Genomic DNA, 23,492 nt, shown 5'->3' with positions numbered 1-23,492 from the left:
GTGCCAGCCCCCTGTCGAGAAGTGCGGGTAAAATGGCGGCCCCGCGCGACCCGGTGCCAGCGCCTCCCGGCACGGCCGCAGTCCGCGCGGCGATCGGTGTGTCATGTCTGTCTCTGCTACACCCGCGTCCACGACGCCAGGCGTCGTCTCGGAAGTGCGCACCACCGGCCTGCTGGCCCTGCCGCTGGTACTCGGTCACGTCTCCACCGGCTTGATCGGCTTCGTCGATAACGTCATCGCCGGCCACCACGGCACTGCCACGCTGGCGGCGGTGACCATCGGCACCTCGCTGCTGTGGTTGCCGATGCTGGTGCCGATCGGCACCCTGATTTCGTTGACCGCCTCGGTGTCGCAACTGCTCGGCGCCGGGCGCGAGCGCGAGATCGGGCCGCTGTTCCGTCAGGCCCTGTGGTTGTCGCTGGGGCTGAGCGCGCTGATGTTCGCGTTCCTGAGCGTGGTGCCGCCACTGCTGCCGACCTTCGGCATTGCGCCGGACATCGTGCCCGGCGCCACCGACTTCCTGCATGCGGTGCGCTGGGGCGTGCCCGCGCTGACGTTCTACTTCTGCATGCGCTATCTCAGCGAGGGCATGCACTGGACGTTGCCGACCATGCTGCTGGGCTTCGGCGGGCTGCTGGTGCTGGCGCCACTGGGCTATGCGCTGACCTACGGCCGATTCGGGTTTGCCGAACATGGCGCGCAGGGGCTGGGCATGGCGTCGGCGATCACCATGTGGGTGCAGGCCAGCGTGTTTGCGCTGTACCTGTGGCGCGCGCGGCGGTTTGCGCATCTGGAGTTGTTCACTCACCTGGAAGGGCCGCGCTGGCGGGCGATCGGCGATCTGCTGCGCACGGGCCTTCCGATCGGCATCACCGTGTTGATGGAAGGTGGGTTGTTCATCGTCACCGCGCTGCTGATCGGCCGGCTGGGCGCGACCGAGGCGGCCGCGCACCAGATCGCCGTCAACGTCGCGCAGCTGTGCTTCATGATCCCGATGGGCGTGGCCGAGGCCACCACCGTGCGCGTGGGCCACGCGGTCGGCCGCGGCGACCCGCTGGCGATGCGTCGCGCCACCTGGGCCGGTTACGCCATCGTGCTGGGCACCCAGGCGCTGTCGGCCAGCGCGCTGTTGCTGGGGCACGACGTCATCGTGAGCGTGTATACCGACGATGCGGCGGTGGCCGCGCTGGCCTCGCTGCTGCTGCTGTTTGCCGCCACCTTCCAGTTTCCCGATGGCATCCAGGTGTTGTCGGCCGGCGCGCTGCGCGGGCTCAAGGACACGTGTGTGCCGATGTTTCTGGCCATGGTCTCGTATTGGGGCGTGGGCATGCCGATCGGCGCCGGGCTCGGACTGGGGCTTGGTTGGGGGCCGCAAGGCATGTGGGTTGGCCTGATCCTGGGCCTGACCGTGGCGTCGGTCCTGATGGGATTGCGCTTCCGTCAGACCAGCCGGCGGCTGACCGCCACTGCGGCACCCTGACTTTCAGCGCATGCCGCATGCACGGCGCAGCCGGTATGCTGGGCGCCACGATCTGTCCGCAACGTCTTTTCGACGGAGTTTTCCATGAATCACCCCGTGCGTCGCAGTCCCATCGCCAGCTTCTTCGTCGGCCTGTGGGATGTGATGAATTTCACCCGGCGCCTGATCTTCAACCTGGTGTTCTTCGGTGTTCTGTTCCTGTTGCTGCTGGTGTTGGTGGTGGCGATGGCGCGCGGCGACGGCACCAAGCCGCTGGCCGAGCGCACCACGCTGGTGATCAATCCCGAAGGCACGCTGGTGGAGCAATTCAGCGCCGACCCGGTGAGCCGGTCGCTGGCCAAGGCGGTGGGCGACAAGAGCGCCGAAGAAGTGCAGCTGCGCGACCTGGTGCGGGTGATCGAAGCCGCCGGCAAGGACCGCAAGATCGAGCGGGTGGTGTTGAACCTGGACAAGCTGCAGCCGTCCGGCTTCGCCTCGCAGCGCGAGGTGGCCGCTGCGCTGCAGAAGCTGCGCGCGTCCGGCAAGCAGATCGTGGCCTTCAGCGAGAGCATGAGCCAGGGTCAGTACCTGCTCGCCGCGCAGGCCAACGAGGTGTACCTGGATCCGATGGGCAGCGTGCTGCTGGAAGGGCTTGGCCGTTATCGCCAGTACTTCCGCGAAGGCCTGCAGGACAAGCTCGGCGTGGACGTGCACCTGTTCCGCGTCGGCGAGTACAAGTCCGCCGCCGAGCCGTACATCCTCGACGCGGCCTCGGCCGACGCCAAGGAAGCGGACCTGTTCTGGATGAACGACGTGTGGCAGCGCTACCTGGCCGACGTGGGCACCGCGCGCAAGCTCACGCCTGCGCAGCTGACCGCCGGCATCGATACCTTGCCCGAAGGCGTGGTGGCCGCCGGCGGCGACCTGGCCAAGTTCGCGCTGCAGCAGAAGCTGGTGGACGGGCTCAAGACCCGCGAAGAAGTCGATGCGCTGCTGACCAAGCGCGGCGTCGCCGACAGCGATGCCGACAGTGGCTTCCGCAATATCGGCTTCAACGATTACCTGAGCCAGTTGCAGGCGCAGCGCTCGCCGATGGACAGCCGCCCGCAGGTGGCCGTGATCGTGGCAGCCGGCGAGATCAGCGGTGGCGAGCAGCCGGCCGGCCGCATCGGTGGCGAGTCCACTGCCGCGCTGCTGCGTCAGGCGCGCGACGACGAGCAGGTCAAGGCGGTGGTGCTGCGGGTGGATTCGCCCGGCGGCGAAGTGTTCGCCTCGGAACTGATCCGGCGAGAAGTGGTCGCGCTCAAGCAGGCCGGCAAGCCGGTGGTGGTATCGATGGGCGACCTGGCCGCCTCGGGCGGGTACTGGATCAGCATGAATGCTGATCGCATCTACGCCGACCCGTCCACGATCAGCGGTTCGATCGGCATCTTCGGCATGGTGCCCAACCTGACCCGCGCGCTGGACAAGATCGGCGTGCATACCGACGGCGTGGGCACCACGCGCTTTGCCGGCGCCTTCGATATCACTCGCCCGCTGGATCCGGTCGCCGGCCAGGTGATCCAGTCGGTGATCAACAAGGGCTATGCCGATTTCACCGGCAAGGTGGCGCAGGCGCGGCACCAGTCGGTGGAGGCGATCGACAAGGTGGCGCGTGGTCGGGTGTGGAGCGGTGCGCAGGCCAGGCAGCACGGTCTGGTGGATGCCTTCGGCGGCATGCAGGAAGCGGTGGCCGACGCGGCCGACCGCGCCAAGCTGGGCCGCGGCAAGTTCCGCGTCCGCTATGTGGAAAAGCCGGCCACCCCGTTCTCGCAGTTCATGAGCGGCTTTGCCGGCAGCCGCATGGGCGCCTGGATGCTGGGCGATTCGGGCGTGGCCCGCGCAGTGCTGGCGCGCTCGCTGCCGGAAGTGGACACGCAGTTGCGCTTCGTCGAAGACGCCGTGCATGACGGCAAGGCCGGCGGCACGCCGGTGAAGGCGCTGGCGTACTGCTTCTGCGGGTTCTGACCCGGCAGGTGTGTCGATGTACTGCAGCGACGACGCCGGCCATGTGCCGGCGTTGTGGTTTTGCGGCATGAGGCGACGGCGCGTCCCTGCCGGGTGCCGACTGACAGCGGTGCCGCCGTGTTGGGTGCGGCTAGTCGGCGCCGCGCCGCTTACTGCGTGGCGGCATCGATGGCCTTGCGCTGATCTTCGGCCGCCTGGTCGCTGGCGGCCTGCACGGCGTGCGCCTGGTTCAGCGGCGCCTGGATGTGGTCGCGCAAGGCAGTTGCCTGCGGATCGGGCTTTTGATCGGTGGGCGCCGGTTGCGGGCGCTGGCAGGCCGCAACCGGCAACGCCAGAACGGCGGCAAGCATCCAGTGCAGTTTCATCGTCGTGACCTCGCTCGGTGTGGCGGTATCCTAACGCCGCTGCCGTCGCGCCGCGTCAACTGCGCTGCAGCGGCTGTTTCCCGCGTCTTGAAAGAGGATCACGCACGTGACAACGCACCGCTGGCGGCTGGACGGACAGACCGCGCTCATCACCGGCGCCAGCGCCGGTATTGGTCTGGCCATTGCCCGCGAACTGCTCGGCTTCGGTGCGGATCTGCTGCTGGTGGCGCGCGATGCCGATGCATTGGCGCAGGCGCGCGACGAGCTGGCCGAAGAGTTCCCGGAGCGCGAACTGCACGGCCTGGCCGCCGATGTCTCCGACGACGAGGAGCGCCGCGCGATCCTGGACTGGGTGGAAGACCATGCCGACGGCCTGCACCTGTTGATCAACAATGCCGGCGGCAACATTACCCGCGCCGCGATCGACTACACCGAAGACCAATGGCGCGGCATCTTCGAAACCAACGTGTTTTCCGCGTTCGAACTGTCGCGTTACGCGCACCCGCTGCTGACCCGGCACGCGGCCTCGGCCATCGTCAATGTCGGCAGCGTCTCGGGCATCACGCATGTGCGCAGCGGCGCGCCCTACGGCATGACCAAGGCCGCGCTGCAGCAGATGACGCGCAACCTGGCGGTGGAGTGGGCCGAAGACGGCATTCGCGTCAATGCGGTGGCGCCGTGGTACATCCGCACGCGGCGTACCTCCGGGCCGTTGTCGGATCCGGACTACTACGAGCAGGTGATCGAGCGCACCCCGATGCGCCGCATTGGCGAACCCGAAGAGGTTGCCGCCGCGGTCGGTTTTCTGTGCTTGCCGGCTGCCAGCTACATCACCGGCGAATGCATCGCGGTCGATGGCGGCTTCCTGCGTTACGGGTTCTGAGCACGACGCCACGGCAGGACGACGTCGCCGGTCATCGGACTGCCGGGCAAGGGCGCAGCGTTGTAGTGCTGCTTGCGTAACGCCTTGCAGCCGGTGATCAGGCCACGCGTTTACGGTGTGGCAGCGGGATTGGCGCAGCGGCTTTCCTCCAGCACACGCCGCATCTGGTCGTAGCGCTGTTTGCGTTCGGCCGATTGCGCTTCATCGGAGAAACGCCAGGTTGATTCGGCCTGCTCGGCGCGTTTGCGCCAGGCCTCGCACAGGCTCTGGTCCGGCACCGGTGCGCAACGGTCGGTGACCACTTCGCAGGCGCTGCCGCCACCGGTGGCCGGGCCGCCGCCCAGGTTGGTCGTCTGCATCGGCAGGCAGCGCGTGGCCGGTTCGCGGTCTTCGGTGAAGTAGCGGCCGTTGTCGTGCGCGGTGCACTCGAACAGCGGTGGTGGGGGCAGGGTGGAGGTCGATGTCAGTAGGGCCGGCGCTGCCACGGGCGCAGCGGCAGGCACCGGGGCAGGCGGCGCTGGCGCAACCGGTGCCGTGCGCACGGGCGCTGGCGCAGGGGGCGTGCCAGGCACAAATGGCACCGAGGCCGGTGCGGTCATCAACTTCTTCTGTTGCTGCATGCCCTTCGGGCACGGCATGTTCTGCACCGTGAGCGCGCCGCTGGGATCGGTGCAGCGATAGATGGCCACTTCCTGGGCATTGCTACCCGAGACCCAGCCCATCATCACCAAGGCGATCAGGCGCATGCGGCTCATACGCCGCCGCAATCGCGTTGCTGGCGCGCTTCGATGCCGCGCTGTTCGCGGCTGAGGTCCACCCGTTCGCTCTGCAGGGCGCTGTTGTAGCGACGGATCAGCTCCCAGCGCCGGTCGGCCAGGCGCGCGCACACTTCCTGCTCGGGCAGCGCATGGCATTCGTCGCGGATCTGCACATTGCCGTAGGGCACGATCACCGTGCCGCCGTAACCGCCCTGATAGTTGCCTTGATAGCGACCCTGGTAGGCGTCGGTGCCGAAGCTGGCGCTGCCGCGGATGCTGCCGCCCCGTCCGGAGGAGCCACCCTGCACCGCGATCGCGGGGCGCGGGCTGACCGGCAGCGGTGGGCGCAGGGTGCCGGCAGGTGGCGGAGGCGGAGCGATGGCATTGCCCACATAGGCCGGGCCCCAGGTCGGCACCCAGCGCGGATGTCCTTCCGGGCTGTCGCTGGTATAGCGGTTGCCGTCTTCGGTGGTGCACTCGTACATCGGCTGCGGAGGCTGCACGGTGACGATGCGGACCTCGTGCGCCGGCGGCGCGGCAGCCGGTGCCGGTGCATCCAGGCGCTGCGGACGCGCTGGCGGATCCTGCGGGCGCTGCATGTCCAGCACCTGCTGGCGACCGCTGCTGCACGGCGCGTCCTGCAGCGCAACCGTGCCGGTGCTGCTGACGCAGCGGTAGACCCGCACGTTCGGGTCGGGCTTGGTGGCCGTGTTCGCTGCCGAGGCGGGCAGCGCACAGGCCAGCAACAACAGAGTCGGGAAAGTGCGCATGGCTGGAGTGTGCGCGCTCGGCCGCCGCGCCGCAAAGTGGGGTGACTGGCTGCCAGGGCGCACTGCGGATGCCGGTCGTGTGCTGCGGGGCGGTGCCGCTTCAGCGTGTGGTGGCCTGGCTTGAACACCTGGACAGAACCTGGAACTTGGCGCGACAGTTGCATGACTGGTCGCCACAGAACGCGGACGTAAAAATGCGCCACCGAGACCGGCTGCACTCACTGCCTGTGGGGGAGATGGCGTGGATACCAGCTGGCCGCGCTAGCGGTGATCGGCCAGACGGATCGGGCGCGTTGACAGGACTGCCTGCAACGCTGACGGGAGGCGGCTACCGTTGAGTCTGCGAGAGAGGGGGGCACTTCATGCGTTGTCTTGCCCGCCAGGCCGTGCCAGAGGCGATTGGTCCTGGCAGCGCGTGCCCATCGTCATCCAGACACTGCAACGTGATTTGTCGCGTCGGCTTGGCCGGCGCGGCCTCAGTCGCGCAAGATCTGACCGGTACGCGCATCGCGGATGGTGGTGGGCTGGGCGTGGCCGCCGACGTCGCCGGCCAGCACGCCGTCGATGCTGGCCAGCAGGACCGGGTCCAGCGCCTCGCGGCAGCGCGCCGGCGGCTGCCCGGCCAGGTTGGCGCTGGTGGACACCAGCGGCGCACCCCAGGCCGTGCACAGCGCCGCCACGAGCGGATGGGCGCTGATGCGTACCGCCAACCCGTCATGCGTGCCGGTGACCCAGCGCGGCGCGCGGTCGGTGATCGGCAGGATCCAGGTGTTCGGGCCGGGCCAGCTGGCCAGCACGGCCTGTCTGCGGGCCGATTCCAGCACGTCCAGGTCGACCCAATCGCGCAGCAGCGCCACATCGGAGGCCACCACGATCACACCCTTGTCCACCGGCCGCCGCTTGATCTCCAGCAGCCGCAACACGGCCGCTTCCCGGGCCGGGTCGCAGCCCAAGCCCCACACTGCCTCGGTGGGGTAGGCGATCACGCCACCCTGGCGCAGGGCGGCGACAGCGCCATCCAGGCTGAGTGCGTGATCCATGGCGTGGCTCAGCCTGCGGCCTTGCTCGCGGTCTTCTTGACCACGCGCTTGGTCGCCTTCTTGGCGGCGGCCTTTTTGGCCGGTGCCTTCTTCGCGGCCGTCTTGGTGGCAGCGGTCTTGGTGGCGGTCTTGTTGACGGCTGTCTTCTTCGGCGCCGAATCCTTCACCGCATTCTTCTTGAGCGTGGCCTTCTTGGCACCGAAGCCCTTGCGCACCGGCTTGCCGGTGTCGGCCAGCAGTTGCTGCACTTCCTCGAAGGTCAGCGAGGCCGGCTCGCGGTCCTTGGGGATCTTGCCATTGAGCTTGCCATCGCTGATGTACGGGCCGAAGCGGCCGTTGAGCACCTGGATGTCGCTGCCGTCGAAGTCCTTGATGACGCGGTTACGCGCGATCTCTTCCTTCTCTTCGATCAGGAACACCGCCCGCGCCAGGTCGATGGTGTACGGATCGTCTTCTTTCTTCAGCGATGCATACACGCTGCCGCGGCGCGCAAACGGCCCGAAGCGGCCGATGCCGACGCTGACATCCTGGTCCTTGTCCTGGCCGAGCGCGCGCGGCATCTTGAACAGTTCCAGCGCGTCTTCGATCGAGATCGAATAGATGCTCTGGCCCGGACGCAACGAGGCGAAGGTCGGCTTTTCTTCGTCATCCACGGTGCCGATCTGCACCATCGGGCCGAAGCGCCCGATGCGCGCGCTCACTTCCTTGCCGCTCACCGGGTCGGTGCCGAGCACGCGCACGCTGCCGGCGTCGGTCTTGTCCAGCGAATCCTTCTTGTCCTCGACCAGTTCCTTGAACGGGCCCCAGAACTTCTCCATCAACGGGATCCACTCTTCCTCGCCACGCGAGACCGCATCCAGGTCGTCTTCGAGCTTGGCGGTGAAGTCGTAATCGACGTAGCGGGTGAAATGCCCGGACAGGAACTTGGAGACCGCACGGCCCACGTCGGTGGGACGGAAACTGCGGCCTTCCATTTCCACGTATTTGCGGAACTGCAGGGTCTGGATGATCGAGGCATAGGTGGACGGACGGCCGATGCCGTATTCCTCCAGCGCCTTGACCAGCGCCGCTTCGGTGAAGCGCGGCGGCGGCTGGGTGAAATGCTGATCGGTGACGATGCGGTCCAGCGGGACGTTGTCGCCGGCCTTCATCAGCGGCAGCTTGCGGCCTTCATCCTCGTCCTCGCTGCTCTTGGTGTCCTTGCCTTCCTCATAGACGGCCAGGAAGCCCGGGACCACCACGGTGGTGCCGCTGGCGCGGAATACATGTGCGCTGCCGGCCGACAGATCCACGCTGACGGTGTTGAGCGTGGCCGGAATCATCTGGCAGGCCACAGCGCGGCGCCAGATCAGCTCGTACAGCCGGCGCTCGTCGTCGGACAAAAAGCGTGCCACCTGTGCGGGGGTGCGCAGTGCCGAGGTCGGACGTACCGCCTCATGCGCTTCCTGCGCGTTCTTGGATTTGGTGGTGTAGGCGTTGGGCTGGTCCGGCAGCGAGGCCGTGCCGAAATCGCGCGCGATCACGTCGCGGATTTCCGCCAGGGCGTCCTGCGACAGGTTCACCGAGTCGGTACGCATGTAGCTGATCAAGCCGACCGAGCCTTCGTCGCCCAGCGCCACGCCTTCGTACAACTTCTGCGCCACCTGCATGGTCTTGCGGGTGGTGAAGCCGAGCTTGCGCGAGGCTTCCTGCTGCAGCGTGGAGGTGGTGAACGGTGGGGCCGGGCGGCGCTTGCGCTCCTTGCTGGCCACGTCGGTGACGTGCAGCACGCCTTGCGCGGCCTGCTGGATGCGCAACCGCGCCGCCTCGGCGGTATCGCCATCGGTGACGGTGAACTGCTCGAACTTCTGTCCGTCCAGCTTGATCAGCCGTGCATTGAAGGCCTGCGAGGGATGCCGGCAATGCGCATCGATGGACCAGTACTCGCGCGCGATGAAGGCTTCGATCTCTTCCTCGCGCTCGACGATCATGCGCAGCGCCGGCGACTGCACGCGGCCGGCCGACAACCCGCGCTGCACCTTGCGCCACAACACCGGCGACAGGTTGAAGCCGACCAGGTAGTCCAGCGCACGGCGCGCCTGCTGCGCATCCACCAGGTCGGCAGCGATCGCGCGCGGCTTGAGCATGGCTTCCTTGATCGCGCGCGGGGTGATTTCGGTGAATACCACCCGCTGCATCGGCTTGTCCTTGAGCAGGCCGCGCTCTTTCAGGATCTCGGCGATGTGCCAGCTGATCGCCTCGCCCTCGCGGTCCGGGTCGGTCGCCAGAAAGATGTCGTCGGCGCCCTTGGCCGCGCGCGCGATGGCTTCGACATGCTTCTCGTTCTTCTCGATCAGGTCGTAGCGCATCGTGAACCCGTTGTCCGGATCGACTGCGCCCTCCTTGGGGACCAAGTCGCGCACGTGCCCATACGAGGCCAGGACGGTGAAGTCCTTGCCGAGGTATTTATTGATCGTCTTGGCCTTGGCGGGCGATTCGACGATGAGCAGGTGCTTGGGCATGGTGGCAACTTCTTGGGGCGGAGCCCGGGGGGCGGGTAGCGTGGCCTAATTGGCCGGTCGAGGGAAGCAGATCGGCCGTTTCCCACACGTTAACGCCCGGGAAGTAGCCCGGGCGTTCAGTTCTCTTCAGAAAAATCACGGCGGACGCCGCCGTGTCAAGTGGCCAGCGCCGCGAACCGCTAGCTGTGGCGCATCCCGATCGCCGCCAGCATGAAGCCCACCACCACGATCGAGACCACCAGCAGCAGCCCGTAGAGGGCCAGGACCACGATCGAGACCGTGTCCAACCCCCTGGACTGCAGCTCCGGATGGTCGGTGAAGGCCCAGCGGTCCACCACCAGGGTGTTGCAGACCTTGTCGTGCGGGGCCTGCTTGCGCGCGCTCATGCCGGCCATGAAGGCGGCCACCACCACACCGATGCCCAGGGTGAGCACGCTGATCAGCATGTAGGCCAGGTAGCGCAGCAGGTTGCGCCAGAAGCCGACGCGCGCGCCATGGCTGTCGGCGCGGACCACCTTGATCCCGCAGGCGAGCTTGCCCAGGCTGGCCTGGAGCCGGCTGGACTGCATCCAGGCGAAATACAGGGTGGGGATGGCCAGCCCGATGCCGTAGGACAGCACCAGCAGCGCAATACCGAGCGCGCTGCCATCGTCCAGCGCGGAGCCGGCATCGCTCAGCCCGGCGCCGAACGCAAGCACGAACACCAGCGGGATCACGATCAGGTAGACCGCGAAGGTGGTCACCAGGCTGTCCAGGATGCTGGCCGCCACGCGGCGCCACAGACCGGCGTAGACGACCGGTGCGTCGGGCGCTGCGATGCCGGCGGCCGGTCCGGGCCCGGCCGGGGTGTCCCAGGCGGTCGGCAACGGCGTGGCGGGCGGAGGCGGTTGGAGTGGGGATGCGGCTGCTGCTGCAGGTGGCTGCACGGCGGCGTCCGCTGCGCTCGGTGAAGTGGGCCGCGACCGGTCGCCTTCCGGCGCGGCCAGCTCGCTGGCGGACGGGTAAGGCTGCGCCGCTGCCGGGTGCGAGCCCGCCTGCAGTGGGTCCTGCGCGGATGAGCCGGGCAGCGCCGATGCGGTTGCCGGCGCCGGCGGTGTGCTGGTGGCAGCTTGAGCGGGCTCGGCCGGCACATCCGGATCGGCGACGGCAGGGGCGGCCGGCCGCGACCACTCCTGAGCTGGGGCATCGGCAGCCGATGTGTCCGCTGGCGGTGCGGCCTGCTTCGTCAACGCGACTGCAGGCGCATCGGCGGCCGGCGCTGCTGGCGCCGGTATCGGCGTATCCAGGCCCAGTTCGGCCGCGACCTCGCCCAGCGTTACCCACTGCGGCAGACCCTCGCGCCAGACCAGGCTGCTACGGTCGATAAGCCTCTGCGACAGACGCGCGACCAGCGTGTCGGTGTCCACCGGCCCCTGGCGTTGCCGCTGTGCGTCGGCGTAGTACCACTGCGTCATTGATGTCCCCCTTGGTGGTGCGAAGTACGTTTGCGTGCAGCGGCGGCTCAGCCGCGGCACTGCTGCGGAAGTTGCTGGTCGTCGATCTCGGAACTGCAGTGCCAGCGGCCGGCATCGGCATCGAAGTCCAGCTATAGCGCCTTGCCGTCGATCCTGGGCGAATCCGGGGACCGCAGCAGCGCTTCGACACCGCAATCGGTGGTATCGAAGCGGCCGATCTGCACGCTGGCCAGCACATCGGTCGCGTAATGCTCCGGGGCCTGGAAGCCGGTGTCGCCATTGACCGGGCAGCGGCCTTCGCGGGCGAGAAATTCGGCAATCTGCGGCTTCAGCGGTGCCAGTGCGGCCACCGCTTCGGTGACCTTGGCGCGGCTCAGGTAGTCCTTGTAGGCGGGCACGGCGATCGCGGCCAGCATGCCGGCCACGGCCACGACAACAAAGCCGCCAATGATTGCAATCAACGTCAACACCAGCGGCCAGCCTGAGGCTCTCGACTGGTGGGGTGTCGTAGCAGCAGGGCGGGCATGCCAGGCATCAGGTGTCGCCATCGGTAGTGGCGGTGGCACTGGTGCAGCGTGCAGATCGGTGGACACCGGCGGGCCGAGTTCGTCGGCGCAGGCGGAGAGCGGCCGCCACTGGTGGTCCAGCCCTTCGCGCCAGACCAGCGTATCCAGGGCGATCTGGCGATCGCGATACAGGCCGCGCAGGACCTCGTCGGTCACCGGGCCACGCCGCTGGCGGTTGCCCTCGGCGTAATACCAACTGCTCATCCCCGTCCCCTCGCGCGCACGTCCGTGGCGGCTTCAGCCTTCAGTGTACGGGTTCGGGCTCGTCCAGGAACATCTGGGTCTCCATCCAGGCATAGGCCGCTTCTGCGCCCGGCTGGTTGAACAACACCATCAAGACCACCCATTTGAGGTCGTCCAGGTCCAGTTCGTCCTGATCCAGCGCCATGGCGCGATCTAGCACCAGTTCGCGCTGGTCGGCGTCGAGGATGCGGTGTTGCTCCAGGAACAGCAGGAATCCACGGCAATCCACATCGAGCTTGTCCAGCTCCGGGCCATGGTAGATCCGCACCGGCCCATCGACATGCGGGCGCGCCACGCTTGGCCGCTGCTCGGAGAGTGCGTCCAGCCAGTCGAAGGCCGTGCTGATTTCTGCGGGACTGAAGCCGGCCTGGATCAGGCCATTCTGAAGCGAGTCACGGTCACGGACCAGGTCCGCGTCTTCACTGAAATAATGTTCGAACAGGTACAGCAGTACATCGAGAATGCTCTCTTTCATTGCCCCTCGGCCTGCGTCGCGCGACGCTGTGGAGGTGAAGAAACTAGGGATTGCGGGTATAGCGACCGTGCTCGGTGACCACGTCTCCCTCCAGTTCCATGATGAGCAGCATGGAGGACAGCGCGGCGGCCGTCAATCCGGTGCGTTCGACCAGGCAATCCATAGGGGTTGGGTCGTGGCCCAGCGCCTGCCACAAGCGCTGGTAGTCGGGATCCGGACGGGTGGGCGTGGCGCGCCATGTCGTGCCCGACAATGGAGTGGGGGCGGCCAGGCGCTCGCGCAAGGCGGTGGCCAACTCGTCCGACAGCAGTTGCAGGCCCTCGATGACCTGGGCCGGGTCCTGCGCCAGCGTGGCGCCCTGGCGGATCAGGTGATGGCAGCCGCGCGCCAGCGGATTGTGCAGCGAGCCGGGCAGGGCGAACACCTCGCGTCCGGCCTCCGCGGCCAGTCGCGCGGTGATCAACGCGCCCGAGCGCATTGCTGCCTCGACCACCAGGGTGCCCAGCGCCAGCCCGGCAATGATGCGGTTGCGGGCCGGGAAGTGCGCGGCCACCGCGCCGGTGCCCGGCAGGTATTCGCTGACCACTGCGCCGCGTGCAGCGATGCAGTCGCGCAATGCCCGGTGATGCGCGGGGTAGGCCACGTCGGCCCCGGTGCCCACCACCGCCACCGTGATGCCGTCCGGCTGCGCAAGTGCGGTTTCATGCGCGATCGCGTCGACGCCGGCGGCCATCCCGCTGACGATGCCCAGCCCTGCAGCCGCCAGGCTCGATGCGAAGGCGCGGGTATGATCGCGTCCGCCGGCGGTGGCGGAGCGGCTGCCGACCACGGCCACGCCTGGATGCCACAGCGCATTGGGATTGCCGTCCACGAACAGCGCCAGCGGCGGGTTGACGATGTGGCGCAGCAGCGCCGGGTAGTCCGGCTCGTGCCAGCCGATCAGATGGTGATCTGAGTGTTCGCACCAGCACAGCGCGGCATCCAGCGCGTGCGGGTCAGGCGACTGCAGCCGTTCCGATTGCAGCGCGTCGCAGCCGGCCGCCCGCCAGGCGCCAGGCCCGGCAGCCAGGATGCCGGACGGGCTGGCATGGGCGCTCAGCAGTGCGCGACGGGGCGGGCTGCGGCCGCCGGCCAGCAGCAGGATCAGCAATGCGCGGAGGTCGGAATCGGTCTGGGCCATGCGCACAGCCTGGGCCGCAAACGACGACGGCGCCCTCAGGCGCCGTCGCGTTACCGCATCGGAATCGACGCTTACTGCGCGTCGGGATGCTTGACGAAATACCCCAGGCCGGTCGGCTTGACGCTTTCCATCACCAGCGCATAGCTGACCTTGTCATAGGTGCGGAACACCATCGCGTGCGAGGCGTACTCGTCCGGCAGGCCGACGGTGGAGCCGGCCGGGCCGCTGAAGTCGTCGTCGGTGCGCGAGAAGCGCGAGTGCTTGACGCGGTCGCTGACCGTGCGGCCCTTGCGCCAGATCGAGAACACCGTGCCGTTGTTGATGCCTTCGCGGGCGCCGCCGGAAATGGCGATCACATCGCGGGTACCGCCGACGATGAAGGCGTCGGAGATGGCCAGCACGCGCAGTTCGGTCTGCAGCGCCTGTTCGGACGGCGGGTGCGGAATGAACTGCAGGTCGTAGGGCTGCGCTTCCACCGCCACGATCCGGTCGCCGGCGCGCACCTCGCGGCCGCTGTCCTGCAATAGCAGAGTCGCCGCCTTGGAGTTGCCGCCCGCCGCGCTGCGGGTGATGGTGCCGACGTTGACCTGTGCCAGTTCGTAGCCCAGCGATTCACGGCGCGTGCTCGGCGCAATGAAGCTCTTCCAGATGTTGCCGGCGCCGGCGGTGGTGTTGCCGGCCGCATCCAGGTCTTCATTGTGCTTGGGCAGGCTGAACTTCACGGTCGGGCGGACCACCGCAAAGCGTTGGCCCGGCTGTGCGTCTTCCAGGCCAACCACGTAGGCCACCTGTCCGGTGGTGGCGCGCGAGCGACCGCCTTCCAGGCCGACCACGTAAGGCAGCGCGTCGAAGTCCTCGACCACGCGCAGGTTCTTCAGGAACGGCTCGACATCGGCCAGCGGAATGGCGTTGATCGGTGCGTCCTGGCGCGGGCCGGGTTGGATCGTGCCTTTGCCGACGCGGTCCAGGTAGGCCAGGCTGATCACGTCACCCGGGTAGATCAGGTGCGGATTCTGGATCTGTGGATTGGCTTGCCAGATTTCCGGCCACAGCCACGGTTTTTGCAGGAAACGCCCAGCGATGTCCCACAAGGTATCCCCCTTGCGGACCACATAGGTGTCTGGATGTTCGCCCGCCGCTTGCGCGGCAGCGTAGGTCGCGACGGTCAGCATCGCCGCAGCGACGACCGTACGAAGTCGGTTCAACATGAGTGCCTTCTTGCCTGATTCCCCAACAGGTCCGCGCACTATAGTCCAGAAACCGGGGCGCCACGCAAGCATTGCGCTAGAATGACACCGTCTTGCCGGCGCAGCGCCGGTATTCCCAGACGGGTAATCGCATGGCTTTGCTCCCTATTCTCGAATTTCCGGACCCGCGGCTGCGCACCAAGGCCGTGCCGGTCGACGCCGCCGACGTCGTCAGCCCGGCGTTCCAGACGTTGCTCGATGACATGTTCCAGACCATGTACGAGGCGCCCGGCATCGGCCTGGCCGCCAGTCAGGTGGACGTGCACAAGCGCTTCATGGTGATCGACGTCAGCGAGGAAAAGCACGCCCCGCAGGTGTTCATCAATCCCGAAATCGTCGCCAGGCAGGGCGAGCAGGTCTACCAGGAAGGCTGCCTGTCGGTGCCGGGCATCTTTGCCGACGTCAGCCGCGCCGACGCGATCACCGTGCGCTACCTCGACCGCCAGGGGAAGGCCCAGGAGCTGAACACCGACGGCCTGCTGGCGGTCTGCATCCAGCACGAGATGGACCACCTGGACGGCAAGCTGTTCGTGGATTACCTGTCGCCGCTCAAGCGCGAGATGGTGCGCAAGAAGCTGGCCAAGATGCGCAAGCATGTGGCTTGAGGGCGGGGATTGGGGAGTCGGGATTCGGGATTGGCAGACGCGGCTCAGCTTGCGCTGTTGAATGTCTGAGCCTGGCTCCGAGCTTGTCTGCGGTGCGGCGGCGGATGCGCGCGCCGTGGTGCCGCAGTGCTTTCCTGGTCGCCCGCCCGCCCGCCCGCGTGCAGCGGCGTTCGCCGGCGGGCGACCAAACGCGGCACTGGCTACTGGCTACCCCGCGTGCACCAAGGTGGTTTCCCGCCGCACCGGTATCCAGGCCGCGCGTCCGCGCATGGCCGCACCCGTTTTCCGCCCTTGATCCCGACTTCCGTATCCAATCCGCACCAGCACCCCGGCCCGGCCTCCGTCCGCGACCAACGCCGTTGCCAATCCCCACTCCCGAATCCCGAATCCCCTTATGAGAATCGTCTTCGCCGGTACGCCGGAGTTCGCTGTCGCCTCGTTGCGCGCCGCCGCGCAGCGGCATGAAGTGGTGGCGGTCTACACCCAGCCCGATCGCCCGGCCGGGCGCGGGCGCGGGCTGACGCCGTCGCCGGTCAAGCTGGAAGCGATCGCACGCGGCATTCCGGTCTACCAGCCTCAGACCCTGCGTTCGCCCGGGGCCCTGGCCACGCTGCGCGGTCTTGATGCCGACCTGATGGTGGTGGTGGCCTACGGGCTGATCCTGCCCAAGGCGGTGCTGGCCGCGCCCACCCATGGCTGCTGGAACGTGCATGCCTCGCTGCTGCCGCGCTGGCGTGGCGCCGCACCGATCCAGCGCGCGATCGAAGCCGGCGACCGCGACACCGGGGTGTGCCTGATGCAGATGGAAGCAGGGCTGGATACCGGCCCGGTGCTGCTGTCGCAGCGCATCGAGATCGGCGAGGAGCAGGAAACCGGCGGGCAGCTGCACGATCGCCTGGCCGCGCTGGGCGCGCAGGTGCTGTCCGATGGCCTGGGCCTGTTGCGCGCCGGCATCCGCCCGGTGGCGCAACCGCAGCCGGAACACGGCGTGACCTATGCGCACAAGCTGGACAAGGCGCAGGCGCGGCTGGACTGGGCGCAGCCGGCGCAGGCGCTGGCGCGGCGCGTGCGGGCGTTCAATCCGTGGCCGGTGGCCGAAGCGATCCTGGCCGGCGAGCGCGTGCGCCTGCATGGCGCCGTGGCGCTGGAACTGGCGCATCAACAGCCGCCAGGCACGCTGCTGGCTGCCAGCAAGCAGGGCATCGACATCGCCTGCGGCCAGGGCGCATTGCGGGTGCGCGTCCTGCAGCGTGAGGGCGGCAAGGCGATCACCGCTGCCGACTACCTCAACGCGCGTCGCGACCTGCCGGCGCTGCGCTGATGGCGACCGACACGGTGGCGGCCGGCGTCGCCTCGCGCCTGGTGGCGGCGCGGGTGCTGACGGCCGTGTTCGATCAGGGGCGTTCGCTGAAAGCCGAGCTGGCCACGGCGCTGCCCGGCCTGGCCGACCCGCGCGACCGCGCGTTGGTGGAGGCGATCTGTTTCGCGGTGCTGCGGCGCCGGCCTGCCTACGACGTGGCGCTGCGGCAATGGCTGGAGCGCCCGCTGCCGCCGCGCGACGCCGAACTCAAGGCCTTGCTGATGGCCGGCTTGGCCCAGCTCGATGTATTGCAATTGCCCGCGCACGCGGCGCTGTCGGCCACCGTGGATGCCTGCCGCGCGCTGGGCCGGCCGCGCCAGGCCGGCTTGGTCAACGCACTCCTGCGACGTGCGCAACGCGAAGGGTTCCCCGTGGTGGCCGACGATGCCGGCTGGCCGTCGTGGTTGCGCAAGCAGCTGCGCGCGGACTGGGGCGAGTGTGCCGAGGCCATCTTCGTGGCGAGCGCGCAGATGGCGCCGATGTGGTTGCGCGTGCATCGCGGGCAGACCGATCCGGCGGCCTACGCGGCGGGGCTGGCCGAGGCCGGTATCGCTGCACACACCGACCCGGTGTTGCCGGATGCGCTGCGGCTGGAGGGTGCCGTGCCGGTGAGCCAGCTGCCTGGCTTCGCCGACGGCGTGGTGTCGGTGCAGGACGGCGCTGCGCAGCAGGTGGCCGATGCACTGGTGCTGGACCCCTCGGCCCGCGTGCTCGATGCCTGCGCCGCGCCCGGCGGCAAGGCGGCGCATCTGCTGGAACGTCACCCCGCCGTGCAGCTCACCGCGCTGGATGTGGATGCGCGCCGCCTGGAGCGCGTGCAGCAGACCCTGCAGCGCACCGTGCCGACGGCGCAGGTCAGCCTGCATGCGGCCGATGCTGCCGACCCGGCGGCGTGGTGGGACGGCCAGCCCTTCGACGCAGTGCTGCTGGATGCACCGTGCTCGGCCACCGGCGTAGTGCGTCGGCAACCGGACGTGCTGCTGCACCGCCGGGCCGACGACATCGATGCGCTGTGTGCGCTGCAGGCGCGCCTGCTGGACGCGACCTGGCGCACCCTGCGTCCCGGCGGGCAGTTGCTCTACACCACCTGCTCGCTGCTGGCGCGCGAAAACCAGGCGCAGATCGCCGCATTCCTGCAGCGCACGCCCGATGCCCGGGCGCAGCCGCTGGGTGCGCCGTTCGGCCATGTGGCGGGCCCGGGGCGGCAGCGCTTCCCCGGTGAGCAGCACTGCGACGGGTTCTTCTACGCGCTTTTGCTAAAAGCCTCCTGACCGCACTCCCCTCTCGCGTCCCATTGCCGCCCGTCATGCTCAAAACCCGTGCCTCGAAGGATTTTTGGTTGCTGGCCATCACCGCGCTACTGGTGATCGGTGCCGGGCTGGGGTTGCGCGACCCGTGGCCGTCGGACGAGCCGCGCTTTGCGCTGGTGGCCAAGCAGATGGTACTGAGCGGGGACTGGCTGTTCCCGCATCGCGGCAACGAGCTGTATTCGGACAAGCCGCCGATGCTGATGTGGTTGCAGGCGCTGTTCTACACGCTGCTGGGCAACTGGCGGGTGGCGTTCCTGCTGCCGTCGCTGCTGGCAGCGCTGGGGACGCTGGCCTGCGTCTACGACCTGGGACGGCGGCTGTGGACCCGGCGCGTTGGCGCCTATGCGGCGTGGATGCTGCTGTTCACGCTGCACTTCACCTTCCAGGCCAAGAAGGCGCAGATCGACCCGCTGGTGGTGTTCTGGATCACCCTGGCCAACTACGGGCTGCTGCGTCACCTGTTACTGGGGCCGGCCTGGCGCTGGTGGGCACTGGGCTGGTTCGCTGCCGGGCTCGGCGTGATCACCAAGGGCGTGGGCATCATCGCGTTGTTGATGCTGATCCCGGCCGGCATTGCCGCGGCGCGCGGCTGGCCGGGCGTGCGCGTGCATGTGCGCGACCGGCGCTTCTGGTTGGGACCGCTGTTCTTCTTCGTGGCGATCGCGTTGTGGTTCGTGCCGATGATGGTGACCGCGCTGACTGCCGGCCAGCCTGAATACCGCGTCTACCTCAACGACATCCTGCTGCGCCAGACCGCCAAGCGCTACGCCAGTTCGTGGGATCACGCGCAGCCGGTGTGGTACCACCTGCAAAGCATGGCGACGATGTGGTTGCCGACCATCCTGCTGCTGCCGTGGGCGATTCCGGCGTGGCGTCGGCGGCTGCGACGGCGCGATGCACGCTACCTGCTGCCGCTGGCCTGGTGGCTGCTGGTGCTGGTGTTCTTCACCATTCCCAGCGGCAAGCGCGATGTCTACATCCTGCCGGCGTTGCCGATGTTCTGCCTGGCGTTGGCGCCACTGGCCGCGGGTCTGCTGCGCCGGGCCGGAGTGCAGCGGCTGCTGTTCGGCTTCGTGCTGCTGCTGACGGTGGCCTTCGCCGCCGGCGGGGCCGCGATGCTGATCGGACATCCGGGCTTCGAGCAGAAGATCATGGATAGCCGCGGGGTCGGCAGCGAGGCAACCGACCCGCTGGGCTGGGTGCTGCTGGCGGTGGGCAGCTGGGGTGTGGCCAGCCTGCTGTGGTTGCGGGTCCGGCGCTCGCCGCTGGCCGTGGTCTCGCTGCTGGGCGCCTGGTGGGTGGCGTTCGGCCTGATCTGCTACCCGATCTTCAACGATTCCAGCTCGGCCGGCGCAGTGATGCGCGAAGCCGGGCGCCGCATCGGCCCGGATGCCCAGCTCGGCCTGGTGGCCTGGAAGGAGCAGAACCTGCTGATGGCCGACCGGCCTGCGCAGACCTTCGGCTTCAAGGTGCCGTGGGAGGAGCAGCTGCGTCGTGGCGTGGCCTGGCAGGCCGCGCAGCCACGGCAGCGTTGGCTGATGGCGCAGGAGACGGCACTGCTGGGCTGCGTGGACCGCAGCCGCAGCCAGCTGGTGGGCGTGGCCAACCGGCGGCGCTGGTGGCTGGTGCCGGCCGATGCCGTCCAGGGCGACTGCGTGGCCAGTTCCACCGAGAAGGCGGTGGAGGAAAAGGAGCAGGGCAACCTGGATGTCGAATGAGCCAGTCGCCTGCCGCCGCTGGTCTCTGGCGCCCGCCACCAATGCATGCAGCGCCCCTTGTCTAACAAGGATTCATGCCCGGCATCGTTAGCTTGGCCGGCGTTTGAACCCGACCCGTTCGTTTCTTCACCCCTTGACCGATGTCTCGATGAATTCCCTGCGCACCCAGCCTGCTTCGCTTCCTCACTCCGCTCCGGTGACATCGCGGGCAGGCGTGAGCATTGCCGAACTGGGGGTGTTCGCGCTGACGGCGCTGGTCGTGAGCATGCCCAGCGGGCTGCTGCCGTTTGGCCTGTGCCTGCTGCTTGGTTCGCTGGTCGGCTGGCGCAGCCTGCGCGCCGGCATTGCGCAGCGCAGCTGGTCGCTGCGGACGCTGGGCTGGCTGACGGTGGCGGTGATCGCCATGTCGCTGCTGTCGATCGCCCTGTTCGAGCACGGCCTGCGCGATGTGGACAACCGCTCGCGCTTCCTGGTGCTGCCGTGGGCAGCGCTGTGGGCCTACGCGCTGCAGCCACGCCAGGCCTGGCTGTGGCGGGGCGCGCTGGTTGGCGTGTTTGCGGCCATGTTGATCGCGATGCTGCAGGTGATGAACGGCGCCGATCGCGCGGAGGGCTGGACCAATGCAATTGTCTTTGCCGATATCGTGATGATGCTGCTGGTGGTGGTGGCGTTCTGCCGGCCGGTGGGTGCGGTGCGCTGGCTGGTGGGTGCGGCGATCGCGGCGATCGTGGTGATCGTGCTCAGCGGCAGCCGCGGCGTCTGGCTGGCCTTGCTGGTCACGTTAGGCGTGTTGGTGTGGGGCGCACCCTGGCAAAACGCACGCATGCGCCTGCTGACCATCGTGGGCGGCGCGGTGCTGGCGGTGGGCGTGGTTGCCAGCGTGCCTGCGTTGACCGATCAGATGCGCCTGGGCGAGTTGCAGAGCGATCTGAAACGCTATGAGGTCGGCGACAGCGATTCGTCCGCCGGTGCCCGGATCGAGCGCCTGCAGGTGGCCTGGGACACCCTGCGTGCGCATCCGCTGACCGGCGTCGGCGTGGGCCGTTTCGACGACGCGATGCATGAACTGCCGGTCTGTGCGGGCGATACCTGGTTGCTGCGCTGTCATCTGGGCCATGCGCACAACGATCTGGCCGAGTGGGGCGCCACCCAGGGCGTTCCTGGCTTGTTCCTGCTGATTGCGGTGTACGGTGTGCCGTTATGGATCTTCGTGCGCCTGCACCGGCGCAGCGGGCACGCGCAGTTTCGCGGCCCGGCCGCAGCCGGGGTGATGTTCGTGATCAGCTATGCGCTGTGCGGGCTGACCCAGTCGATGTTCGCGCACCAGGTGGCGGCCAGTTTCTATACCGCCATGGTGGGCGTGCTGGTGGGGCTGGCGGCGCGTCAGGCGCAGCAGCAGGCAATGCCGGGGGCGGCCAGCAACCCATAGCAGGCGCAATCTGGCTGGTGCGTAGGGCGCAGGACACGCGGATCTGGTGCGTACGAGCGGGTGGCCGTCTTCAGGCCTGTACAGATATCACTGCCACACCACGACGGACGCGCTTTCGTACATCGGCCGTCGCTGATCGGCGGCCGCATTGCCGGCGCATCGGCGCGCTCAGTCGCTGTGCCGATCCGGTGCGCGCGGTGGATCCTGTACGGGCTGGTCGTGCTGCAACAGCCACAGCATGATGGTCTTCTGGCGCACGTAGTTGGCGCGCACGTAGGCGTAGATCAGCCCGTGCCAGCCATCGCGAAATCCGCCACGCAGCAGATAGCCGCGCCAGAAGCGCCAGGCCGGCGCCAGCACCAGCTTGCTCCAGGTGGCGCGCTTGCCGCGTGCGTGATCGTGTTCGGCCATCATCTGCGCATAGCGCTGGGTCTTGGCCAGTTGTTGCGCCAGCGAGCGGTAGGGATAGTGGATCAGGTCGCCGGACAGGGTGAGCACCGTGCCATCGACACTGGCCGCCTCGTGGATCTCGCGCTTGCCGCGCCAGCCGCCACGGCGTCGGTCGAACAGGCGCAGCACGCGGTCGGGATAGGCATTGCCGTGACGCAGGAAGCGACCGAAATACTCCGACAGCCGCGCGAACCGGTAGCCGGCCGCACTGGCGAAGCCGGCGTCGCGCGCAGCGAGGATGGCGTTGCGCAAGGGATCGCTGATGCGTTCGTCCGCATCCAGGCACAGCACCCAGTCGTGGCTGGCCTGTGCGACGCAGTACGCCTTCTGGCTGCGGTAACCGTCGAAGGCGCGTTGCAGCACGCGCGCGCCGTGCGCAGCGGCGATCGCTGCAGTGGCGTCGGTGGAGCCGGAGTCCACCACCACGATCTCGTCGCAGAATGCCAGCGAGGTCAGGCAATCGCGTAGGCGATCGGCCTCGTTGAACGCGATAATGCAGGCGCTGATGCGCGGCCGTTGGTCGGGTGCGGTCGAAGAGGACATGTGATGGCCGATTACCTGCTGTTCGCAACGGAACGTTACGCCTTGCCTATTCTGGCGCCATTGGCGCAGGCATTACAGGCCCGCGGCGATGCGGTAGCCGCCTGGTACGAAGGCGGCGCGCGTGGCCTGGTGCTGCCGGGCGTGCGCGAAGTCGGCCTGCGCGAAGCGCTGGCCTTGCGTCCGCGTGCGGTGTTCGGCGCGGCCAACTGGGTGGCGCCCTTCGTGTCCGGCGCAAAGGTGCAGCTGTTCCACGGATTCAACGTGCAAAAGCGCGAAGACAACCGCGGCCATTTCCGCGTGCGTGGGCTGTTCGATCTGTACTGCACGCAAGGCCCGGCCACCACCGCACCGTTCCGTGCGCTGGCCGCGCGCGAAGGACATTTTGCGGTGGCCGAAACCGGCTGGCCCAAGCTCGACCCGGTGTTCCGCGACGATGGCGGGCACAGCGCCGCACTGCGCGCGCCGGCCAACGGACGCCCGACGCTCCTGTTCGGTTCCACCTTCACCGAGCGGCTGAGCGCGGCACCGGTGCTGTTTGATCAGCTTGCCGCCGACATCGCGCGCGGAGCGCATTACTGGCTGCTCACGCTGCACCCCAAGTGCGCGCCGGAATTGTTCGATCGTTATCGCGCGCTGGCCGGCGCCAATGCACGCTTCGTCGAACCGGAAGAGGTGATGGCCGCGCAGCGTGCGGCCGATGTGCTGGTGTCGGACACCTCGTCGATCGTGTCCGAATTCGTGGTGCAACACAAACCGGTGGTGACCTTCCGCAACCGCGTGCCGCAGCCGCATATGCTCAACTTCGAGCAGCCCGGGCAGCTGCCGCAACAGCTGGCGCGCGCGCTGGCACCGGATGCCGAGTTGCGCAGCGCACTGGCCGCCTATGCCGATGCGATCCATCCCTACCGCGATGGGCATTCGTCGGAGCGGGTGATTGCCGCCACCGATGACTTCATCGCCGGCAGGCTCGGTACGCTACGGCGCAAACCGCTGGGTGCGTTATGGCGAGGGCTGCAGATCCGGCGCGAACTTGGCTACTGGGGTCCGGCGCGGCATTGATGGCCGCTGGTCGATCGCTGACGAGATGGCGCTGCCAACAGCTACGTCCACTCAATCCCGAATCCCCCAA

General features: G+C 68.2%; 19 protein-coding genes and 1 pseudogene. 9 read left to right on the top strand and 11 right to left on the bottom strand.

What is annotated here, in order from left to right; translation table 11 throughout:
• The first annotated feature begins 103 nt into the window (after positions 1–103).
• Positions 104–1,480 carry an MATE family efflux transporter gene (locus tag XCSCFBP4642_RS0120165; RefSeq protein ID WP_029221361.1) on the top strand — a complete coding sequence of 459 codons (1,377 nt, stop codon included), beginning with the start codon at positions 104–106 and terminating at the stop codon, positions 1,478–1,480.
• Positions 1,481–1,564: 84 nt separating this feature from the next.
• Positions 1,565–3,466: a signal peptide peptidase SppA gene (sppA, locus tag XCSCFBP4642_RS0120160; protein ID WP_029221360.1), complete on the top strand. Its 1,902-nt coding sequence runs from the start codon at positions 1,565–1,567 to the stop codon at positions 3,464–3,466.
• A gap of 149 nt (positions 3,467–3,615) precedes the next feature.
• On the opposite strand, the gene XCSCFBP4642_RS0120155 is transcribed toward sppA, so the two are convergent.
• Positions 3,616–3,831 carry a hypothetical protein gene (locus tag XCSCFBP4642_RS0120155; protein ID WP_029221359.1) on the bottom strand — a complete coding sequence of 72 codons (216 nt, stop codon included), beginning with the start codon at positions 3,829–3,831 and terminating at the stop codon, positions 3,616–3,618.
• A 106-nt stretch (positions 3,832–3,937) separates the two neighbouring features.
• Between XCSCFBP4642_RS0120155 and XCSCFBP4642_RS0120150 the strand changes: the two genes are divergently transcribed.
• Complete coding sequence (locus XCSCFBP4642_RS0120150; protein WP_029221358.1) at positions 3,938–4,714, top strand: SDR family oxidoreductase; 777 nt, start codon at positions 3,938–3,940, stop codon at positions 4,712–4,714.
• A 110-nt stretch (positions 4,715–4,824) separates the two neighbouring features.
• On the opposite strand, the gene XCSCFBP4642_RS0120145 is transcribed toward XCSCFBP4642_RS0120150, so the two are convergent.
• From XCSCFBP4642_RS0120145 to XCSCFBP4642_RS0120105, 9 genes and pseudogenes are all read right to left on the bottom strand, one after another.
• Positions 4,825–5,451, bottom strand: coding sequence for a hypothetical protein (locus XCSCFBP4642_RS0120145; protein WP_029221357.1), 627 nt, complete (start codon positions 5,449–5,451; stop codon positions 4,825–4,827).
• Positions 5,452–5,465: 14 nt separating this feature from the next.
• On the bottom strand, positions 5,466–6,242 hold the full coding sequence (locus XCSCFBP4642_RS0120140) for a hypothetical protein (RefSeq protein WP_029221356.1): 777 nt from the start codon (positions 6,240–6,242) through the stop codon (positions 5,466–5,468).
• A gap of 476 nt (positions 6,243–6,718) precedes the next feature.
• Positions 6,719–7,282, bottom strand: coding sequence for an L-threonylcarbamoyladenylate synthase type 1 TsaC (gene tsaC / locus XCSCFBP4642_RS0120135; RefSeq protein ID WP_029221355.1), 564 nt, complete (start codon positions 7,280–7,282; stop codon positions 6,719–6,721).
• Between the two features lie 8 nt (positions 7,283–7,290).
• Complete coding sequence (locus tag XCSCFBP4642_RS0120130; protein ID WP_029221354.1) at positions 7,291–9,783, bottom strand: DNA topoisomerase I; 2,493 nt, start codon at positions 9,781–9,783, stop codon at positions 7,291–7,293.
• Between the two features lie 179 nt (positions 9,784–9,962).
• On the bottom strand, positions 9,963–11,237 hold the full coding sequence (locus tag XCSCFBP4642_RS0120125) for an RDD family protein (protein WP_029221353.1): 1,275 nt from the start codon (positions 11,235–11,237) through the stop codon (positions 9,963–9,965).
• A 47-nt stretch (positions 11,238–11,284) separates the two neighbouring features.
• A pseudogene (locus XCSCFBP4642_RS25410) lies at positions 11,285–12,007 on the bottom strand (pilin).
• A 40-nt stretch (positions 12,008–12,047) separates the two neighbouring features.
• Positions 12,048–12,521: a DUF494 family protein gene (locus XCSCFBP4642_RS0120115; RefSeq protein WP_029221352.1), complete on the bottom strand. Its 474-nt coding sequence runs from the start codon at positions 12,519–12,521 to the stop codon at positions 12,048–12,050.
• A gap of 43 nt (positions 12,522–12,564) precedes the next feature.
• Positions 12,565–13,701 carry a DNA-processing protein DprA gene (gene dprA / locus XCSCFBP4642_RS0120110; RefSeq protein ID WP_029221351.1) on the bottom strand — a complete coding sequence of 379 codons (1,137 nt, stop codon included), beginning with the start codon at positions 13,699–13,701 and terminating at the stop codon, positions 12,565–12,567.
• Between the two features lie 71 nt (positions 13,702–13,772).
• Positions 13,773–14,909 (bottom strand): LysM peptidoglycan-binding domain-containing protein, encoded by a 1,137-nt coding sequence (locus tag XCSCFBP4642_RS0120105; RefSeq protein ID WP_029221350.1) that lies wholly within the window; start codon positions 14,907–14,909, stop codon positions 13,773–13,775.
• A gap of 131 nt (positions 14,910–15,040) precedes the next feature.
• Here XCSCFBP4642_RS0120105 and def point away from each other — a divergent pair, with 131 nt between their 5' ends.
• The 5 genes from def (at position 15,041) to XCSCFBP4642_RS0120080 (ending at position 21,370) form a co-directional block, all read left to right on the top strand.
• Positions 15,041–15,553 carry a peptide deformylase gene (def, locus tag XCSCFBP4642_RS0120100; protein WP_029221349.1) on the top strand — a complete coding sequence of 171 codons (513 nt, stop codon included), beginning with the start codon at positions 15,041–15,043 and terminating at the stop codon, positions 15,551–15,553.
• Positions 15,554–15,947: 394 nt separating this feature from the next.
• Positions 15,948–16,874 carry a methionyl-tRNA formyltransferase gene (fmt, locus tag XCSCFBP4642_RS0120095; protein WP_029221348.1) on the top strand — a complete coding sequence of 309 codons (927 nt, stop codon included), beginning with the start codon at positions 15,948–15,950 and terminating at the stop codon, positions 16,872–16,874.
• Complete coding sequence (gene rsmB, locus XCSCFBP4642_RS0120090; RefSeq protein ID WP_029221347.1) at positions 16,874–18,184, top strand: 16S rRNA (cytosine(967)-C(5))-methyltransferase RsmB; 1,311 nt, start codon at positions 16,874–16,876, stop codon at positions 18,182–18,184. Before fmt ends, rsmB begins: the two co-directional genes overlap by 1 nt.
• 35 nt (positions 18,185–18,219) lie before the next feature.
• Complete coding sequence (locus XCSCFBP4642_RS0120085; RefSeq protein WP_029221346.1) at positions 18,220–19,941, top strand: ArnT family glycosyltransferase; 1,722 nt, start codon at positions 18,220–18,222, stop codon at positions 19,939–19,941.
• A 148-nt stretch (positions 19,942–20,089) separates the two neighbouring features.
• The gene (locus XCSCFBP4642_RS0120080) at positions 20,090–21,370 is read left to right on the top strand and encodes an O-antigen ligase family protein (protein ID WP_029221345.1); all 1,281 of its coding nucleotides are present in this window, start codon (positions 20,090–20,092) and stop codon (positions 21,368–21,370) included.
• A gap of 168 nt (positions 21,371–21,538) precedes the next feature.
• On the opposite strand, the gene XCSCFBP4642_RS0120075 is transcribed toward XCSCFBP4642_RS0120080, so the two are convergent.
• Positions 21,539–22,363, bottom strand: a complete 825-nt coding sequence (locus XCSCFBP4642_RS0120075; RefSeq protein ID WP_029221344.1) for a glycosyltransferase family 2 protein — start codon at positions 22,361–22,363, stop codon at positions 21,539–21,541.
• On the opposite strand from XCSCFBP4642_RS0120075, the gene XCSCFBP4642_RS0120070 reads away from it, so the two are divergent.
• Complete coding sequence (locus tag XCSCFBP4642_RS0120070) at positions 22,364–23,422, top strand: CDP-glycerol glycerophosphotransferase family protein (RefSeq protein ID WP_029221343.1); 1,059 nt, start codon at positions 22,364–22,366, stop codon at positions 23,420–23,422.
• Positions 23,423–23,492 lie beyond the last annotated feature (70 nt).

The sequence above is a fragment of the Xanthomonas cassavae CFBP 4642 genome (assembly GCF_000454545.1).
Lineage (GTDB): Bacteria > Pseudomonadota > Gammaproteobacteria > Xanthomonadales > Xanthomonadaceae > Xanthomonas > Xanthomonas cassavae.
Note: the sequence above shows the minus strand (reverse complement) of the source record. Positions and strands in the feature narration are given on the sequence as shown.

Bases quoted from the DNA above. Each gene is read 5' to 3' on its own strand.
- XCSCFBP4642_RS0120165 (WP_029221361.1), top strand. From the start codon at position 104: ATGTCTGTCTCTGCTACACCCGCGTCCACGACGCCAGGCGTCGTCTCG.
- sppA (WP_029221360.1), top strand. From the start codon at position 1,565: ATGAATCACCCCGTGCGTCGCAGTCCCATCGCCAGCTTCTTCGTCGGC.
- XCSCFBP4642_RS0120155 (WP_029221359.1), bottom strand. From the start codon at position 3,831: ATGAAACTGCACTGGATGCTTGCCGCCGTTCTGGCGTTGCCGGTTGCG.
- XCSCFBP4642_RS0120140 (WP_029221356.1), bottom strand. From the start codon at position 6,242: ATGCGCACTTTCCCGACTCTGTTGTTGCTGGCCTGTGCGCTGCCCGCC.
- tsaC (WP_029221355.1), bottom strand. From the start codon at position 7,282: ATGGATCACGCACTCAGCCTGGATGGCGCTGTCGCCGCCCTGCGCCAG.
- XCSCFBP4642_RS0120130 (WP_029221354.1), bottom strand. From the start codon at position 9,783: ATGCCCAAGCACCTGCTCATCGTCGAATCGCCCGCCAAGGCCAAGACG.
- XCSCFBP4642_RS0120125 (WP_029221353.1), bottom strand. From the start codon at position 11,237: ATGACGCAGTGGTACTACGCCGACGCACAGCGGCAACGCCAGGGGCCG.
- XCSCFBP4642_RS0120115 (WP_029221352.1), bottom strand. From the start codon at position 12,521: ATGAAAGAGAGCATTCTCGATGTACTGCTGTACCTGTTCGAACATTAT.
- dprA (WP_029221351.1), bottom strand. From the start codon at position 13,701: ATGGCCCAGACCGATTCCGACCTCCGCGCATTGCTGATCCTGCTGCTG.
- XCSCFBP4642_RS0120105 (WP_029221350.1), bottom strand. From the start codon at position 14,909: ATGTTGAACCGACTTCGTACGGTCGTCGCTGCGGCGATGCTGACCGTC.
- def (WP_029221349.1), top strand. From the start codon at position 15,041: ATGGCTTTGCTCCCTATTCTCGAATTTCCGGACCCGCGGCTGCGCACC.
- fmt (WP_029221348.1), top strand. From the start codon at position 15,948: ATGAGAATCGTCTTCGCCGGTACGCCGGAGTTCGCTGTCGCCTCGTTG.
- rsmB (WP_029221347.1), top strand. From the start codon at position 16,874: ATGGCGACCGACACGGTGGCGGCCGGCGTCGCCTCGCGCCTGGTGGCG.
- XCSCFBP4642_RS0120085 (WP_029221346.1), top strand. From the start codon at position 18,220: ATGCTCAAAACCCGTGCCTCGAAGGATTTTTGGTTGCTGGCCATCACC.
- XCSCFBP4642_RS0120080 (WP_029221345.1), top strand. From the start codon at position 20,090: ATGAATTCCCTGCGCACCCAGCCTGCTTCGCTTCCTCACTCCGCTCCG.
- XCSCFBP4642_RS0120075 (WP_029221344.1), bottom strand. From the start codon at position 22,363: ATGTCCTCTTCGACCGCACCCGACCAACGGCCGCGCATCAGCGCCTGC.